Below are 17,059 nucleotides of genomic sequence, written 5' to 3' on the forward strand. Positions count from 1 at the left end.
GGCAAGGGCTCTGACCCCCTGTCGATCCTGCAGGCATTCCTTCACGCATGGCGTGGCTCTACCATCGGGGCATGAGCCTGCCCAAGCCGCTGTGGCGACGCCTGCTGCGTGTTGCTGCGATCATCCTCGCCGTGCTGGTGCTGCTGGTGCTGTCCGGCCTGCTGCTGGCCGACCACCTCACGCCGCAGGCACGGGGCACGCCTTCGCATGTGCTGCCACTGCAGCCGGCGCAGACCCGCATCGACCAGCAGATCGTGCCATTGCAGGAGGCCCATCCCGGCCAGTCCGGCGTGGCCTTCCTCAGTGATGGCATGGATGCCTTCGCCGCACGCGCGATGATCACCACGCACGCAGGCCGCAGCCTGGACCTGCAGTACTACATCTGGCACGACGACCTGATCGGCCACCTGATGGCCAAGGCGCTGTATGACGCCGCCGAGCGCGGCGTGCGCGTGCGCATCCTGCTTGATGACATGAATGCCAAGGACAAGGACGCGCTGATGATGGCGCTCGATGCGCATCCGAACATCGAGATCCGCCTGTACAACCCGTTCCGCAACCGGACCGGCATCCTGCGCATGGTGGAGATGGTGCAGCGCTTCTTCAGCGTGAACCACCGCATGCACAACAAGAGCTGGATCGCCGATGGCCGCGTCTCGATCGTCGGTGGCCGCAACATCGGCGAGGAGTATTTCAGCGCGCGCACCGATGTGAACTTCCAGGATCTGGACCTGCTGGTCGCCGGCCCCGCCGTGGAGCAGGCCAACCGCATCTTCGACGACTACTGGAACAGCGAAACCGCCATTCCGGTATCCGCGCTTGCCTTCCATACCGACGCACAGCTTCGCCTGCTGGTGCGCGAATCGGACCATGAGGCGCAGCGGGACGTGGCCCGGCCGTACCTGGCGCGCGTAGCCGAATCACGCAAGCGGCAGCGCCCGAGCCCCGAGCCGCTGCGCTGGAGCGGTGCAGTGCGCATCGTGTCCGACCCGCCGATGAAGCACCGCAAGGACGATCGCGCTGCCTGGCTGGTGTCGACCCTGATCAGCGAGCTGCAGGCCGCCAGGCACAAGGCCCTGTTGATCTCGCCCTACTTCGTTCCCGGCAACGAGGGCCTGGATGGCTTTTCGGCCATGTCCGGGCGGGGCGTGCAGGTCGGCGTGGTCACCAACTCACTGGCCGCCAATGACGTCGCCGCCGTGCATGGTGGCTACATGGGCTACCGCGTGCCGTTGCTCGAAGCCGGCGTCCACCTTTACGAACTGAAGGCACAAGGGCAGTCCGGCGATGCCGGCGTGTTCGGCAGCAGCGGCGCCAGCCTGCATACCAAGGCGTTCCTGGTCGATGACCGCCGCGGTTTTGTCGGTTCGTTCAACCTCGACCCGCGCTCGGCCTATCTGAACACCGAGATGGGCGTGCTGTTCGACGATCCGGTGCTGGGCGCACAGCTGCGGGACGAGTACCTGCGCCTGGCTGATCCCAGGCACAGCTGGTGGCTGGCGCTGGATGACCGTCGCCGGTTGCGCTGGCTGGAGCGCGAACCGCCACCGCACTGGGTGGAGGCCGAGCCGGGGGCAGCGGCGCGCAAACGCTGGTTGTCGCGGGTGATCAGCTGGCTGCCGGTCGAATCGCAGCTGTAGCGCTCAGGGTGTTGGACCCGCCTCTTCCTGTCCGGCCTCATCACGTGTTTCCACGCTGCGTCCATGCAGGCGCCGCCAGATCCAACGCAGGGCATGCGGCGGCGCTGAAGGCAACTGTTCGAGCAGGGCCAGCATGCGGCTCTGGCTGGCATGTCCATGCCGGCACAGCAGGCTGGCTGCCGCCGCAGCGCTGGCCAGACGCAGGCTGTCGGCGAGTGGGCCATCGGCCTCCGGCGCCAGTGCCTGGTGCACGGGCTCGGGCAGCTCCCAGGCTGCAGCCACGCGTTGTGCCAGCGGCAACGACCATTGCTGGAGCAGTTGCAGGGCCAGCGCCGGCTCCACGGTTTCGTCGCGTGCCTGCGCTTCCTGCAGCAGCTGGCGCATCACCAGCGCTGACCCCAGCCCCTGCACCAGGCCCAGCCACTGCGCAGCGAAGGCATCACCGAAGGTGACCGTGCGCGCATGATCGGCGGCCGCACGCGAAGCCAGCAGTGCGTGCTCCCAGATGATCGTGCTGAACTGCGGAAACATGCCGCACTGCACCTGCATCACCGGCTGCACCAGCACCGCGCTGATGATCTGGCGCACGCCCTCGGTACCGACCAGGGTCACCGCACGCTGCAGGCTTTCCACCGGCCGCTCATGCACCTTGTAGGCCGGGCTGTTGGCGATGCGCAGCAGATTTCCGGTCAGCACCGGGTCCTGGCCGATGATGGCCGCCATCACCCGTGCCGAGGCGGCATCGTCGTTGACGGTCTGGATCAGCTGCGGCAGCAGTTGCGGGCGCCGCGGCAGGTGCCGGGCGGCCCAGTCACGGTCCTGCAGCGCGCGCGCCACCGCTTCGCCCAGTGCCGGATCCTGCACGGGGGCAGGCTCGCCGGCCAGCCGTGGGTACAGGGCAAGTGCATGCAGGCCGCGCTGCAGGTGGGCGGCGATCTCACCGGCCTGCAGCGCCTCGCCCTGAAGGCTGGCTGCGGCAGCAGCGACCGCCTGTCGCGATACGGCCGCCAGGCGCAACGGAGCCGCCCCGGTCGAGCGCGCCAGCCAGCCGCGCAGCGATCGCCACCAGGCCGGCGTCATCGCCGCCTGCCCTGTCGTTGTGGTGCCCTTGCCGTCACTGACCGCCCTGCCTCTTCACGCGAATCCGGCCACCCGCCGTCGTCGCAGCATCGGCCGCACTTTCATCTTCTTTAACCGGAAGGGCGCCGATGTCGACGGCAGCGACCGGGGGAATGGACTAGAATGGCGCCGCGCGACCCGTCCCCCTGCACTGACGACGTCGCTTTTTTTGTTTTTGGGACCCTACCGTTCACTGGCCGTTCGCTGCAGTTCGCCGCTGTTCGCGCCATCGGAGACGCCATGCTATTCGAAACCCTCGCCACCACCGGCCACGAACAAGTGGTGTTCTGCCACAACCACGATGCCGGCCTGAAGGCGATCATCGCCATCCACAACACCACCCTGGGCCCCGCCCTGGGCGGCGTGCGCATGCGCCCTTACGCCAGCACCGACGAAGCGCTGGCCGATGTGCTGCGGCTGAGCCGGACGATGACCTACAAGAATGCGCTGGCCGGGCTCAACGTGGGCGGCGGCAAGGCGGTGATCATCGGCGACCCGAAGACGGACAAGACCGAGGTACTGTTCCGCGCCTTCGGCCGCTACGTCGATTCGCTGGGCGGCCGCTACATCACCGCCGAGGACGTTGGCACCGACGTCAACGACATGGAGAACATCTACCTGGAGAGCCAGTTCGTGACCGGCGTGCACCAGGTCCATGGTGGCTCCGGCGATCCGGCGCCTTTCACGGCCTACGGCGCACTGCAGGCACTGATGGCGGCGATGCGCTTCAAGTTCGGCCATGAGGAAGTAGGCAAGACCAGCATCGCGGTGCAGGGTCTGGGCCACATCGGCATGGAACTGGTGAAACTGCTGCGTGACCGCGGTGCCAAGCTGTATGTCACCGACCTGGACAGTGCGCTGGTTGATCGTGCAGTCAGCGATTTCGGCGCCGAGGCGGTCAAGCCGGACGAGATCCACGAAGTGAACGCCGATGTGTTCGCACCGTGTGCGCTGGAAGGCGCGATCAACGCCGACACGCTGCCGCGGATCAAGGCCAAGATCATCTGCGGCACGGCCAACAACCAGCTGTCGAGCCTGGAGATCGGCGACGAACTGCATGCGCGCGGCATCCTCTACGCCCCCGACTACGCCGTCAACGCCGGCGGTGTGATGAACGTGTCGCTGGAGATCGACGGCTACAACCGCGAACGCGCGATGCGCCTGATCCGCAGCATCTACCACAACCTCACCCGCATCTTCGAACTGTCGCAGCGCGAGAACATCGCGCCGCAGCGGGCCGCCGATCGCATTGCGGAAAGCCGCATCCTGTCGATCGGCAAGCTGAAGATGCCGCTGGGCCGCAGCACTCCGCGCCTGGGCAACCTGCGCGGCGGCTGAGGCTGCAGACGTCGCGCCGGGATCCTTCCCGGCGCGACCGATTGCTCAGAACCCGGTGCTGTAGCGCAACGCAGCCTGCCGCGCGCCCTCGCCACCGATACGCTGGTCGAAACCCAGGCTCAAGCGGCCATTGCGGCCCCACCACGATTCCAGCGCGACGCCGATCAGCGCACTGCCGCGCGGCGCATTCCAGCCTGCCAGCGGCGCCCAGGCATCCACGCCGACAAAACTGGCCTGCCAATCGGCGTCACCGCCGTCCAGCCGCTGCTGCCACTCGGCGTGTCCGCGCAGGTTCCAACGCCCCCAGCCCCGCTCGCCGCGGATGCCGGCCAGCATCTGGCTGCGCTGCGCGCGGGTGGCATCACCACGCAGGCCGAAGCCGAAACCGCCCAGCTCATTGAACGCATCGGTATCGACACGCGTGGTGCTGGCACCGAGGTAGGGCGTCAACGAAGCGCCTGCGCGGCCCAGGCGATATCCGCCTTCCACGCTGGCGCTGCTGAAACGCCCGCCGTAACGCGCCGAGACACCATAGGCGCCCGCACCCAGCAGCAGCTGGCGATCCAGCGCGCGGGTGAACTGGCCACTGCCGAACTGGGCCAGCGCATAGCCACGCCCCAGGTTCCAGCCAGCGTACAACTGTGCCTGCGCCTGGCGATCACGCCCGCGATCGCCGCCGAAACTGCTGCCACCATTGCTGCGGGTCTCACCGAAGGCGACGCCCATCAGGCCGTTGCCGCCCAGCGGCAGATCCTGGCCGGCCATCCAGCCCCGGCTGTCGGCGGCGTTGCCGGCGAAGCTGCCCTGCCCCGCCTCACCCAGCGCGCTTTGCCAGCTCCCGCGCAGGCGCGGGGTGGCCTGTACACGATCGAAGCGCTCGGCAATCGCACGCCGCGACATGTCGATGCTGTCGAAGGTGGCAGCCTCGGCGCGGGCATGCGCCTGGCCGGACAAGCTCTGCAGGCTGTCGGCCAGGCCCTGCTGGCCGCCTCCGGCCCACTGCAGCGCACCGGCTGCCGCACCGAAGGGCGATCCCTGCAGGCCGGTGTTGCCGTCGAGCACTGCGAATGCGCCTTCCAGGCGCTGCGCTGCGGCCTGTGCGGAGGCGCTCAGGCCACTGGCTGCGGCGGTGACGCTGACCTGGTTCACGTTCAACCAGGCGTTGTTGCTGTCGTAGCCATACGTGGGTGCCACCAGGGTCAGCCCCTGCAGGCCGGTGGAAGTGGCTTGGGTACTGAAGGTGCCGTTCAGGCCACCCGCGGCGTGGATGAGGTCCTGGCGCGTTCCGTTCTGCGGCACATAGCCGGAGACGAAGCCGTGCACACGCACACCGCCATTGATCGTTGCGTTGCCGGTGACCTGAAGTGCGTTGGCACCGAGCGCGATCATCAGCTGCGCGCCGGGCTGCTGGGTGTAGTTGCCCTCGATGGTGCCGGTGGTATTGCCGGTGGTGAGGAACACGCTGCCGCCGTTGACCACATTGCCGATCACCCGCGGCGTGCCACCGTTGAACTGCAGACCGGTGGAATCCGGGTCGGGCTGGGCGAGGATCGTCACATTTGAACGGATCACGCCACCGTTCTGCAGCGTCAGGATGCCGCGCTCGATGCGGGTGGCGCCGGAATAGCTGTTGTTGCCGGCCAGTACCAGCTTGCCTCCGCCCTGCTTGACCAGGCCACCGCTGCCGGTGATGTCGTTGCTCCACATCGAGTTGGTCGAGCCGGCATCAACGTTGGCAACCACATCGCCCCAGTCGAAGCGGCCGGGACCGTTGATCGCGCGACCGATGTCGAGCAGGCCATAGCCGAACACCGGATCCACGCCGGGCGCACCGATGTCCTTGGCAGTGCCCAGCAGGGTCTGCCTCACCAGATCGTTGTTGAAGTAGGGGAAGCGCTGCCAGACCAGCGCCGCCGCACCGGAGACCAGCGGCGCGGCGAACGAGGTGCCGTAGTTCCAGTAGTAGCTGCCACCGTTGGCATCCGGGTAGACCGCGCTGCCCGGCGCTGCCAGGCAGTAGCGGGCCGCCTGGCCGCAGGCATTCGAATAGCTGGCCAGCGCGCCCGGCGTAAACGGGTCCACCGCCGTGGCCACCAGCCAGCCGCGCTCCAGATCGGCCGCCGGAAGCGTGCCTGCCACGCCCTTCTGGCTGGGCAGCGCGGCCAGGCTGCTCGGCTCGCTGCGGCCGTCATTGCCGGCGGCGAACACCACCAGGCCACCGTGGTTGATCACGAACGGCCGGTATTCGGCGGCTACCTGCGCGGTGGTCGGCAGGTCGGTCCAGTACAGGCCGCCCCACGAGTTGTTCATCACCTTCACGTTGTAGCTGATCAGGTCCTGGTGGACCTGGGCCACGCCCAGCGGCCCACTGAAGGCATTGCCCTGGCCACTGCCGTCATCGGTCGGCGGCTTGTCGGAAATGATCCTTGCCGAGACGATCTGGGCGCCTGGCGCGATACCGCCCGGCCAGGTCCCCACTGCTGCGCCGGCAGCGAGGCTGGCCACGGCGGTGCCATGCCCGACCACGTCATCAACCGCCAGGTTGTTCCTGGCGGGATCGATGTAATTGAAGTTGGCCAGCACGCGACCATTCAAGGCCACCGCGTTGCGCTGCACGCCCGAATCGACGATGCCGATGCGCACGCCCTGCCCGGTCAGGCCGGCGGCCTGTGCGGCGCGCGCGTTGGTGACTGAAAGATGCGCATCAAAGGCCGGCTCCTGCGGCTTGGCCGGCGGTGGTGTCGTCGGCGGAGGCGTGGTTGGAGGTGTCGGCGTGGTCGGGGGCGGGTCGACGCGCACGTTGCTGCCGCCTCCGCCGCCTCCACCACAGGCCGTCAGCGCCATCGCCAGCGCGGTTGCCAGCACAGACCTCACCATCATCGTTCGCTCCATCGATTCCTTCCCGTGAACGTTGGCCTGCCTTCATCCCGGCAGGCGTTCGGCGCCGCACAGCGGCAGCCCTCCCCGACCCTCTATACTTGGGCCGACCCCCACGCAGTCTGCCGGGAAACCGGGGCGCATCCAACGGCCTCCGGTCTCCTTTCCGAACATTGCTTACGCATCAACGAGATTGCCATGTCCAACATCGTCATCGCCGCCGCCAAGCGTACCGCCATCGGCTCCTTCCTCGGCCAGTTCAACGGCGTGCCGACCCCGACCCTCGGCGCCGCAGCCATCGCCGCCGCGCTGGAACAATCGGGTGTCCCGGCCAGCGACGTTTCCGAAGTCCTGATGGGCTGCGTGCTGCCGGCCAACCTCGGCCAGGCGCCCGCCCGCCAGGCGGCGATCGCCGCCGGCATTCCGCTGTCGGCCGGTGCCACCACGCTGAACAAGGTGTGCGGCTCGGGCATGAAGACCATCATGCTCGGCCATGACCTGATCAAGGCCGGCTCGGCCAGCATCGTGGTCGCCGGCGGCATGGAATCGATGTCCAACGCCCCGCACATGCTGCCGAACTCCCGTACCGGCAACCGTTTCGGCAACTTCCAGGCGGTCGACCACATGGCCCACGATGGCCTGGTCAACGCCTATGACGGCAAGGCCATGGGCGAATTCGCCGAGTGCGCGGTGGACAAGTACCAGTTCAGCCGCGAAGAGCAGGACGCCTATGCGATCGAGTCGGTCAAGCGCGCGCAGGCTGCCCAGGCCAATGGTGCGTTTGCCGATGAGATCGTCGCGGTGAAGGTAGCCACCCGCAAGGGTGACGTCGAGGTCGCCATCGACGAGCAGCCGGGGCGCTCGGACATCGCCAAGATCCCGACCCTGCGCCCGGCCTTCAAGAAGGACGGCAGCGTGACCGCCGCCAGTTCCTCCAGCATCTCCGACGGCGCCGCCGCGGTGGTCCTGCTGACCGAGGAAGACGCGGCCGCACGTGGCATCACCCCGCTGGCCCGCATCGTCGGCCACGCCACCCACTCGCAGGAACCGGAGTGGTTCACCACCGCGCCGATCGGCGCGCTGCACAAGCTGCTGGGCAAGACCGGCTGGTCGCTGGACCAGGTCGATCTGTTCGAAATCAACGAAGCCTTTGCTGTGGTGGCGATGGCCCCGATGCGCGAACTGGGCATCCCTCACGACAAGCTCAACGTGAATGGCGGCGCCTGCGCACTGGGTCACCCCATCGGGGCCTCCGGCGCACGTCTTGTGGTGACCCTGGTCAACGCTCTGCGCACGCGTGGTGGCAAGCGCGGCATTGCCACCCTCTGCATCGGCGGCGGCGAAGCAACGGCAATCGCCATCGAATTGATTTAAAAAGATTTAACGATGATTTCGCAAAAATGAATGCGGGATCGCTTGACACCCAATCTTGGCTTGTCATCATGTTGTCGGCGCGCAGCATGCGCGTTGCCTAATTCTAACGACGAGGATTTACACAATGAGCATCAACAAGCTGCTGGTCGCGATGTCCCTGGCTCTGGCCCTGGCCGCCTGCTCGAAGCAGGAAGCTGCCCAGGACGCCGCTGCTTCGGCCAACGAAGCCGCCACCGAAGCCCAGGCTGCTGCCGACCAGGCCGCCGCTGCTGGCGCCCAGACCGCCGACGCTGCCCAGCAGGCCGCTGACACCGCCGCCACCGCTGCTGACGCCGCCACCGACGCCGCTGCCCAGACCGCCGGTGCTGCCACCGACGCTGCTGCCGGCGCTGCTGCTGACGCTGCCAAGGCTGCTGAAGGCACCGCTGAGAAGGCCAAGGACGCTGCTGAAGAAGCCAAGAAGTAATACTTCTTTCTTCACGCTGTTCTGGAAAAGCCGCTGGTTCGCCAGCGGCTTTTTCTTTGCGTGGATGCCGGCGATCAAGCCCCTGCATCGCGACCCGGTCTTCACAACGGCATGAATAGGCTGGCGTCCCCATCCATTGCAGTGCCGGAGACCGCCATGAAGATTCGTCCGATCACCACCACCCTGCTGGCCGCCTCCCTGCTGCTGGCCCTGGCCGCCTGCAAGGGCCCGGAAGCCGAACAGGCCAAGCAGGACGCGCAGCAGGCGGCCGACAGCGCCGGCGCTGCCGCCCGCGACGCCGTCGACAAGGCTGCTGCCGCCACCCGCGAAGCCGCCGACAAGACCGCCGCCGCTTCCGAGCAGGCCGCCGCCGATACCCAGCAGGCGCTGGACAAGGCCGCAGACGCCACTGCCAACGCCGCCGACAAGGCCAAGGACGCCGCAACCGACGCCGCCGCGCACGCCAGCGACGCCACCGCCGACGCCGCGCAGAAGGTCGCCGACAAGGCCCGCGATGTCGCCAATGACGCCAAGGCCAACGCCGCCAAGGAAGAAGCCAAGCACTAAGCCCTACCGGCAGCCGAGCACCGGCTCGGTTCCACAGGAAAAGCCGCGGCACCGCCGCGGCTTTTCTGCTTTTCGCTCCCTGCTTCTTCTGTTGATTCCGTGGTGTGCGCCCACGGAAAGTGTCCAAGGACGCGCGGGTAGGTTGCGCAGGGGCGTAAGCGCCATGGATGGCGCGCCCGAGCCTTATCTGATGAAAATCTGTCAGCGTAGGTGTCGAGAGCCGGCGTGGGCCGCCCCTACGGCAGCGCGCGCGCCAGCATCGCCGTCAGCTCCAGCCCCGCCGGCAGCGTCCCGAACGCCAGCCCATGCTCCCCTTCCAGCCGGCTACGCACGAACGCCTCCGCCATCGGACTGCGCGCACGCAGCAGCAGCGCCGCCTGCAGCAGCAGCGCAGTGCGCTCGCAGAACAGCCGCGCCTGCGCTTCCTCCGGTGGCGGCGCCGCTGCCCAACGCTGCAATGCCGCTGCATAGCGCGCATCACGGTCGGCCACCGACGCCAGCTCACCGCGCAACGCCGCCATCGCCTCCGGTTCACGCGCCAGCGCACGCAGCACATCCAGGCACTGGATGTTGCCGCTGCCCTCCCAGATCGAATTCAACGGTGCCTGCCGGTACAGGCGGGGCAGCATCGACTCCTCCACGTAGCCGGCACCGCCCAGGCATTCCTGCGCTTCATTGACGAAGGCCGGCGCACGCTTGCACAGCCAGTACTTGCCCAGCGCCGTCCCCAACCGCGCCATCGCCGCTTCATTGGCATCCACACCGGCACGATCCACCGCGCGTGCGATGCGCATCGCCAACACCGTGGCCGCTTCCGACTCCAGCGCCAGATCAGCCAGCACGTTGGTCATCAGCGAGTGCTCCACCAGCAGCTTGCCGAAGGTGCGCCGATGGCGTGCATGATGCAGCGCCTGCGCCAGCGCCATGCGCATCTCCGCGGCCGCACCCAGCATGCAGTCCAGACGGGTCATCATCACCATGCCGATGATGGTCGCCACGCCACGCCCTTCTTCGCCCACGCGCCATGCCTGCGCGCCACAGAACTCGACCTCGCTGGACGCATTGGACCAGTCACCCAGCTTGTCCTTCAGCCGCATCAGCCTGAATGCATTGCGGTCGCCGTCGGCCAGCCGGCGCGGCATCAGCAGGCAGGTCAGCCCGCCCGGTGCCTGCGCCAGCACCAGGAAGCCATCGCACATCGGCGCGGAAAAGAACCACTTGTGGCCGACCAGGCGGTAACGTTCGCCATCGATCGGCTCGGCGCGCGTGCTGTTCGCACGTACATCCGAGCCGCCCTGCTTCTCGGTCATGCCCATGCCCAGCGTGATGCCGTTTTTGTCCGCCACCGGCACGTCGCGCGGGTCATAGACCGGCGCGGCGGCCTTGCGCGCCCAGTCGGCCAGGTGCGGCTGCGACTGCAGCACTGCCACCGCCGCATGGGTCATGGTCAAGGGGCAACTGGTGCCGGCTTCGGCCTGGTGGTGCAGGTAGCTCAGCGCCGCACGCGCGACGTGTGCGCCGGGCTGCGGCTCGTGCCAGGACAGACCCGCCACGCCATGCTGCTTCGCTGCGGACATCAGCTGGTGGTACGCAGGGTGGAACTCGACCGTATCAATGCGGTGGCCCTGCGCATCGTGCGTACGCAGCCGCGGGCGATCACGGTTGGCATCGAAGCCGAGCCGGTACAGCTCGTCGCCGGCCAAGGCTCCGTACACGGCCAGGCGTGGCGCTAAGGCACCGGCACCCTCGCGATGCACCGCCTCCGCCAACGCCACATCGTCGGTCCACAGCTGGCGTCCCGCGAACGGTGGCGGCTGGTTCAGCACCACATGGGTTTCAAACGGCGCGTTGCTGCTGAAGCTGGGTCCACTCATCCGGTCCATCCTGGCGGCAAGAGGTATGCGGTCCGATTGTGCCGCATGCCCCGCCAAGCCCGTGTTCAGGCCGGTTCTCACCGCCTGCACGAAGCGCAGGCCACAGTGGCCGCATGGAAGGCAATGACGATCTGGTGGTGCTGCGTCCGGAGGGGCTGTACTGCGCCGCGGGAGATTTCCACATCGATCCCTGGCGCCCGGTGCCGCGCGCGGTCATCACCCATGGCCACGGCGACCACGCGCGCCCGGGCATGGGCGAATACCACTGCAGCGAAGGAAGCCTGCCGATCCTGCGCTGGCGGCTGGGCGATGTTGGCGTGCAGGCGCACGCCGAGGGGGTGCCGTTCCGCTTGGGCCGGGTGCAGGTATCGCTGCATCCGGCCGGTCATGTGCTCGGTTCGTCCCAGGTGCGCATCGACGATGGTGAACGGGTGTGGGTGGCGTCCGGCGACTACAAGCGCCAACCCGACCCGACCTGCACGCCCTTCGAAGTGGTGCCCTGCGATACGTTCATCACCGAAGCGACGTTCGCGCTGCCGATCTATCGCTGGCCGGACACCACGGCGGTCGCCGCAGAGATCGTGGCGTGGCGCCGCGAATGCGAACAACGTGGCGAAGCGGCGATCCTGCTGTGCTATGCACTCGGCAAGGCGCAGCGGGTGCTGGCCGAGTTGTTGCCCTTGGACGACCGCCCCGCGTGGCTGCACGGCGCCATCGCCAATGGCGTGTCGGTCTACCGGCAGGCCAACATCCCGATGCTGGAGACACTCACCGTCGCCGAACAGGGGCGTCAACCCGACGCCACCGGCCAGTTGATCCTGGCCCCACCCTCGGCCGCAGGCACGCCATGGATGCGCCGATTCGGACCGCATCAACTGGGGTTCGCCTCGGGGTGGATGCAGCTGCGCGGCAACCGGCGGCGCCGCAACGTCGACCGGGGCTTCGTCATTTCCGATCACGCTGATTGGCCCGCGCTGCTGCAGACCATCGAACAGACCGGCGCGCAGCGGGTCATCGCCACCCATGGCAATACCGATGCATTGATTCCGTTCCTGCGCGAGCGCGGCGTGGCGGCTGAAGCCTTTCGCACCGACTTCGGGAGCGAGGAATGAAGGCCTTCGCCGCGCTCTACCAGCGCCTGGACCGCAGTACTGCGACGCTGGACAAGCGCGCCGCACTGGTCGACTACTTCCGCCACGCAGCGGCGCACGATGCGGCGTGGGCGCTGTACCTGCTCAGCGGCGGCAAGGTCGGCGGCGCACGCCGCAGGATCGCCGCCAGTGGTGAGCTGCGCAGCTGGATTGCCGAGGAATCCGGACTGCCCGCCTGGCTGGTGGAAGACAGCTACGCTCAGGTCGGCGATCTGGCCGAAACACTGACACTGCTGCTGGATGACCCCTTGCATCCCGCCGCCGACCGGCCGTTGTCGGACTGGATCGAGCAGCATCTGCTGGCGGTAGCCAACCAGCCCGAAGTGGTGCGCCGTGCGGCGGTCGTCGCCGGCTGGCGGCAGCTGTGCAGCGGCGAGCGCCTGGTGTTCAACAAGCTGCTCACCGGCGCGCTGCGCGTGGGTGTCTCGCAACGGCTGGTGCAGCAGGCGCTGGCAGAATGGTCCGGCCTGGACATCGCGCGCATCGCCCAGCGCATGCTCGGCGAGTGGGTGCCCTCTCCCGCGTTGCTGGGGCAGCTGCTGTCGCCGGATGAACTGCCACTGGACCGGCAGCAGCCGTACCCGTTCTTCCTGGCCTCACCGTTGGAGGGCGAACCGGGCGAACGGCTGGGTCCGGTCGAAGACTGGCTGCTGGAGTGGAAGTGGGATGGAATCCGTCTGCAGCTGCTGCGCCGACGCGGTGAAGTGGCGCTGTGGTCACGTGGCGAGGAACGGCTGGATGGCCGCTTCCCGGAAATTGAACAGGCCGCGATGGCGCTGCCCGACGGCTGCGTGCTGGACGGAGAACTGCTGGCCTGGGACGAGAGCGACGACCTGCCGCGCGCCTTCACCGCGCTGCAGACCCGCATCCAGCGTCGCAAGCCCGGTGCAGCGACCTTGCGCAACACCCCGGTACGCGTGCTTGCCTACGACCTGCTTGAACGCGACGGCGAGGATCTGCGCGGGCTGCCACTGCAGCAACGGCGTGCACAGTTGGCCGAGGTCATCGGTGCCCTAGGCGACACACGCATCCAGCTGTCGCCCGACGTACCCGCTGGAGACTGGCTGCAGGCGGCCACGTTGCGGGAGGCCGCCCGTGAGCGGGGCGTCGAAGGGTTGATGCTGAAACGCCGGACGTCCGCCTACCAGTCAGGGCGACGGCGCGGCGACTGGTGGAAATGGAAGGTCGACCCCCTGACCATTGATGCCGTGCTGCTGTACGCGCAGGCCGGCCATGGACGGCGCAGCACGCTGTACACCGATTACACCTTCGGCGTCTGGGACGGCGATACGCTGGTGCCGGTGGCCAAGGCCTATTCGGGCCTGGATGACAAGGAAATCCTGGCCCTCGATCGCTGGATCCGCGCCAACACCCGTGAACGGTTTGGCCCGGTGCGCAGCGTGCGTGCCGAACAGGTGTTTGAACTGGGCTTCGAGGCAGTCAACCGCAGCAGCCGGCACAAATCCGGCATCGCCGTGCGCTTTCCCCGCATCCTGCGCTGGCGCCACGACAAGCCCGCCACCGAAGCCGACCAGCTGGCCACGCTGCAGGCGCTGGCGCGATGAACCGCCGCCAGGCGTTGCGCCGGCTGGAAGACTGGTTCGCTGCGCGCGGCTGGCGCTCACTGCCGTTCCAGCGCGCGATGTGGCGGCACTATCTGGCGGGCGACTCCGGGCTGCTGCACACCCCCACCGGCAGCGGCAAGACGCTGGCCATGTTCGGCGGCCCGCTGCTGCAGGCGATGCTCGATCCACCGTCGGCACCGCGCCGGGCCAGCGCGGTGCGGCCGCTGCAGGTGCTGTGGGTGACGCCGCTGCGGGCATTGGCCAGTGATACCGCACGTGCGCTGCAGGCAGTGGTCGACGGGCTGGGCTTGGGCTGGCGGGTCGGCCTGCGCAGCGGCGATGCCAGCAACCGCGAGCGCCGGCAGGCCCGCGAAGGCCGCGTCGACGTACTGGTGACCACGCCGGAATCGCTGGCACTGCTGCTGAGCTATCCCGACACACTGCCACGCATGCGCCAGCTGCGCTGCGTGGTGGTGGACGAATGGCATGAACTGCTGGGCAACAAGCGCGGCGTCCTGCTGCAGCTGAACCTGGCGGTGCTGCGCGACGCCGCTCCTTCCCTGCAGCTTTGGGGACTGTCGGCCACGCTGGGCAACCTGCCGCAGGCCCGCGACGTGCTGTTGCCTGGCCAACAGGATGCACCGATCGTACAGGGCGTTCGTCCGCGCGCGATCAGCGTGCGCAGCCTGCTGCCGGAACCCGGTGAACGTTTCCCTTGGGCGGGGCATCTCGGCCTGGCGCAGCTGCCGCGCGTGCTGGACGCGCTGATGGCCGTACGCAGCAGCCTGCTGTTCACCAACACCCGCGCGCAGGCCGAGCTGTGGCACCAGGCGCTGGCGGCGGTATGGCCGGAAGACGCGGACACGCTGGCACTGCATCATGGCTCGCTGGATCCAGCACTGCGCCAGCAGGTGGAAGACGGCCTGCGCGCAGGCGCGTTGCGCTGCGTGGTGGCGACCTCCAGCCTCGACCTCGGCGTGGATTTCCCGGAGGTTGAACAGGTACTGCAGCTGGGCAGTCCCAAGGGCGTGGCGCGGCTGCGCCAGCGCGCCGGGCGCGCACGCCATTGTCCCGGCGCCGGGGGGGCCATCGTCTGCATACCCAGCCACGCACTGGAACTGGCCGAATATGCAGCGGTGCGCCGCGCACTGCACGAAGGCGTGGTCGAAGCGCGTCGACCGCCGACGTTGTCACTGGACGTGCTGGCACAGCATGCGGTCAGCCGCGCCCTCGCTGGCGGCTTTGACAGTGATGCGCTGCTGGCGCAGGTGCGTCGCACCCATGCCTTCGCCACGCTGGGCGATGAACAATGGCGGGCCGTGCTGGACTTCATCGTGCAGGGTGGGCAGGCGCTGGCGCAGTACCCCGATTTCCACAAGGTCGTGCGCGATGCCGATGGCAGCTACCGCATGCACGATCGCCGCCAGGCGCTGCGGCACCGCCTGTCGATCGGCACCATCAGCAGCGATGGCAGCGTGCGCGTGCAGTTCCTGCGCGGTGGCGGGCTTGGTGCAGTGGAGGAGCAGTTCGCCAGCCGCCTGCGTCGCGGCGACCGTTTCCAGTTCGCCGGGCGCCTGCTGGAACTGGTGCAGCTGCGCGACATGACCGCTTTCGTGCGGCTGGCACGAGGGCGCGGCGATGGTGTGGTGCCGCGCTGGCAGGGAGGCCAGTTGCCACTGTCGATGCCACTCGGCCGTGAGCTGGAGTGGGTGCTGTCCGGCGCCGACGACAGTGCCGAATCCCGCTGGTTGTCACCGTTGCTGGCACTGCAGCAACAGCTGTCGGCGCTTCCCGGCCCAGAGCACCTGCTGGTGGAAGAGGTGCGGCGCCGCGAAGGCCAATTCATGTTCGTCTACCCCTTTGCCGGCCGCCACGTACACGAGGCACTGGCCGCGCTGTTGGCGCTGCGCTGCACCCGCCAGCAACGCAACAGCATTGGCTATGCGGTGAACGATCATGGCCTGGTGCTGGCGCCGGCGCGGCCGATCGATCTGGATGAGGCGCAATGGCGTGCGTTGTTCGGCAATGACCGGTTGCTGGACGATCTGCGCGCCGCAGTGAACCTGGGCGAGCTGGCGCGACGTCAGTTCCGGGGCATCGCACGCGTAGCAGGCCTGCTGGTGCCCAGCCTGCCCGGTGGCATGCCACGGTCGCTGCGCCAGCTGCAGGCGTCCGCGGGCCTGCTGTACGACGTGCTGCGCGAGCACGATCCGGAACACCTGCTGCTGGCGCTGGCGGAACATGAAGTGCTGTACGACAGCCTCGACCTGCCGGGGGTGCAACAGGTACTGGAGCGGATCGGCACGCAGCAGCTGTCGCTGCAGCGACCGTCATCACTCACGCCGCTGGGCTTTCCATTGTGGGCCGAACGCCTGCGCGGTCAGTTCAGCAATGAAGACTGGCGTATGCGCGTGCAGCGCGCGGCCCAGCAACTGGAGCGCCGTCATGACCAATGAATTACCGCTGCTGCTTGCTGGTGAGTCCGTGGTCCTGGTGGGCGCGCGTGCGCTGTACTGGCCCGCGCGGCAGGCACTGCTGATCGCAGACCTCCACCTGGGCAAGGCCGATGTGTTCCGTCGCGCCGGCATCGCGTTGCCCAGCGGCGGCACCGGCGAAGACCTGCAACGCTTGCAGCGGCTTCTGGACCTGCATGCCTGCCGCGAGCTGTGGATCCTGGGCGACATCCTGCATGGGCCGGCGCATCGCGCTGCGTGGTACCAGCAATGGCTGGGATGGCGTGAACGCAATGCTTCGCTGGACGTGCATGTCCTGCGCGGTAATCACGACCGCCAGCTGCCGCATGCGCAGTTGCAGGTCCAGATCCACGATGAAGTACGACTGCGGCCGTTCCTGCTTCGGCATGAGCCGATGCCCGATGCGGCGCTGCATGTGATCGCCGGGCATCTGCACCCGCAGGTTGCCTTGAAGCCACTGCGACGGCGCTTCCCCGCGTTCTGGCTGCGTGACCGGATGACGGTCCTGCCGGCCTTCTCCGCATTCACTGCAGGCATCGTGCCTGCCCCCGCCCGCGGCGAACAGATGATCGCCTGCGTGGAAAGCGGCCTGGTGGAACTGCCGGTCGCCTGAC

12 protein-coding genes are annotated in these 17,059 nt (G+C 68.1%); 9 read left to right on the forward strand and 3 right to left on the reverse strand.

Annotated features, from left to right (window positions below):
- The first annotated feature begins 47 nt into the window (after window positions 1-47).
- The gene (locus tag AC5P9L_RS17745) at window positions 48-1,640 is read left to right on the forward strand and encodes a phospholipase D family protein (protein WP_262101771.1); all 1,593 of its coding nucleotides are present in this window, start codon (window positions 48-50) and stop codon (window positions 1,638-1,640) included.
- Between the two features lie 3 nt (window positions 1,641-1,643).
- Here the strand turns inward: AC5P9L_RS17745 and AC5P9L_RS17750 are convergent, their stop codons facing one another.
- Window positions 1,644-2,720: an HDOD domain-containing protein gene (locus tag AC5P9L_RS17750; protein ID WP_005410577.1), complete on the reverse strand. Its 1,077-nt coding sequence runs from the start codon at window positions 2,718-2,720 to the stop codon at window positions 1,644-1,646.
- Between the two features lie 279 nt (window positions 2,721-2,999).
- Between AC5P9L_RS17750 and AC5P9L_RS17755 the strand changes: the two genes are divergently transcribed.
- On the forward strand, window positions 3,000-4,097 hold the full coding sequence (locus AC5P9L_RS17755; RefSeq protein ID WP_100438806.1) for a Glu/Leu/Phe/Val dehydrogenase dimerization domain-containing protein: 1,098 nt from the start codon (window positions 3,000-3,002) through the stop codon (window positions 4,095-4,097).
- Between the two features lie 45 nt (window positions 4,098-4,142).
- Here the strand turns inward: AC5P9L_RS17755 and AC5P9L_RS17760 are convergent, their stop codons facing one another.
- Window positions 4,143-6,989 carry an autotransporter serine protease gene (locus AC5P9L_RS17760; protein ID WP_165710774.1) on the reverse strand — a complete coding sequence of 949 codons (2,847 nt, stop codon included), beginning with the start codon at window positions 6,987-6,989 and terminating at the stop codon, window positions 4,143-4,145.
- Between the two features lie 183 nt (window positions 6,990-7,172).
- On the opposite strand from AC5P9L_RS17760, the gene AC5P9L_RS17765 reads away from it, so the two are divergent.
- The 3 genes from AC5P9L_RS17765 (at window position 7,173) to AC5P9L_RS17775 (ending at window position 9,381) form a co-directional block, all read left to right on the forward strand.
- Window positions 7,173-8,348, forward strand: coding sequence for a thiolase family protein (locus tag AC5P9L_RS17765; RefSeq protein WP_111189523.1), 1,176 nt, complete (start codon window positions 7,173-7,175; stop codon window positions 8,346-8,348).
- Window positions 8,349-8,472: 124 nt separating this feature from the next.
- Complete coding sequence (locus tag AC5P9L_RS17770) at window positions 8,473-8,814, forward strand: hypothetical protein (RefSeq protein WP_005410581.1); 342 nt, start codon at window positions 8,473-8,475, stop codon at window positions 8,812-8,814.
- 156 nt (window positions 8,815-8,970) lie between these two features.
- Window positions 8,971-9,381 carry a hypothetical protein gene (locus AC5P9L_RS17775; RefSeq protein ID WP_005410582.1) on the forward strand — a complete coding sequence of 137 codons (411 nt, stop codon included), beginning with the start codon at window positions 8,971-8,973 and terminating at the stop codon, window positions 9,379-9,381.
- A gap of 236 nt (window positions 9,382-9,617) precedes the next feature.
- On the opposite strand, the gene AC5P9L_RS17780 is transcribed toward AC5P9L_RS17775, so the two are convergent.
- Window positions 9,618-11,255, reverse strand: coding sequence for an acyl-CoA dehydrogenase family protein (locus AC5P9L_RS17780; RefSeq protein ID WP_262101770.1), 1,638 nt, complete (start codon window positions 11,253-11,255; stop codon window positions 9,618-9,620).
- Window positions 11,256-11,368: 113 nt separating this feature from the next.
- On the opposite strand from AC5P9L_RS17780, the gene AC5P9L_RS17785 reads away from it, so the two are divergent.
- Genes AC5P9L_RS17785 through pdeM form a run of 4 tightly spaced genes read left to right on the forward strand, consistent with a single transcriptional unit; the run spans window position 11,369 to window position 17,058 of the window.
- Complete coding sequence (locus tag AC5P9L_RS17785) at window positions 11,369-12,367, forward strand: ligase-associated DNA damage response exonuclease (RefSeq protein WP_262101769.1); 999 nt, start codon at window positions 11,369-11,371, stop codon at window positions 12,365-12,367.
- The gene (locus tag AC5P9L_RS17790) at window positions 12,364-13,971 is read left to right on the forward strand and encodes an ATP-dependent DNA ligase (protein WP_279915757.1); all 1,608 of its coding nucleotides are present in this window, start codon (window positions 12,364-12,366) and stop codon (window positions 13,969-13,971) included. Before AC5P9L_RS17785 ends, AC5P9L_RS17790 begins: the two co-directional genes overlap by 4 nt.
- Complete coding sequence (locus AC5P9L_RS17795; RefSeq protein ID WP_279915758.1) at window positions 13,968-16,427, forward strand: ligase-associated DNA damage response DEXH box helicase; 2,460 nt, start codon at window positions 13,968-13,970, stop codon at window positions 16,425-16,427. The genes AC5P9L_RS17790 and AC5P9L_RS17795 overlap by 4 nt, the downstream gene beginning before the upstream one ends.
- The gene (gene pdeM, locus AC5P9L_RS17800; RefSeq protein WP_197613944.1) at window positions 16,417-17,058 is read left to right on the forward strand and encodes a ligase-associated DNA damage response endonuclease PdeM; all 642 of its coding nucleotides are present in this window, start codon (window positions 16,417-16,419) and stop codon (window positions 17,056-17,058) included. Before AC5P9L_RS17795 ends, pdeM begins: the two co-directional genes overlap by 11 nt.
- Window position 17,059 lies beyond the last annotated feature (1 nt).

Source organism: Stenotrophomonas sp. YJH_SMC_64 (assembly GCF_059371375.1).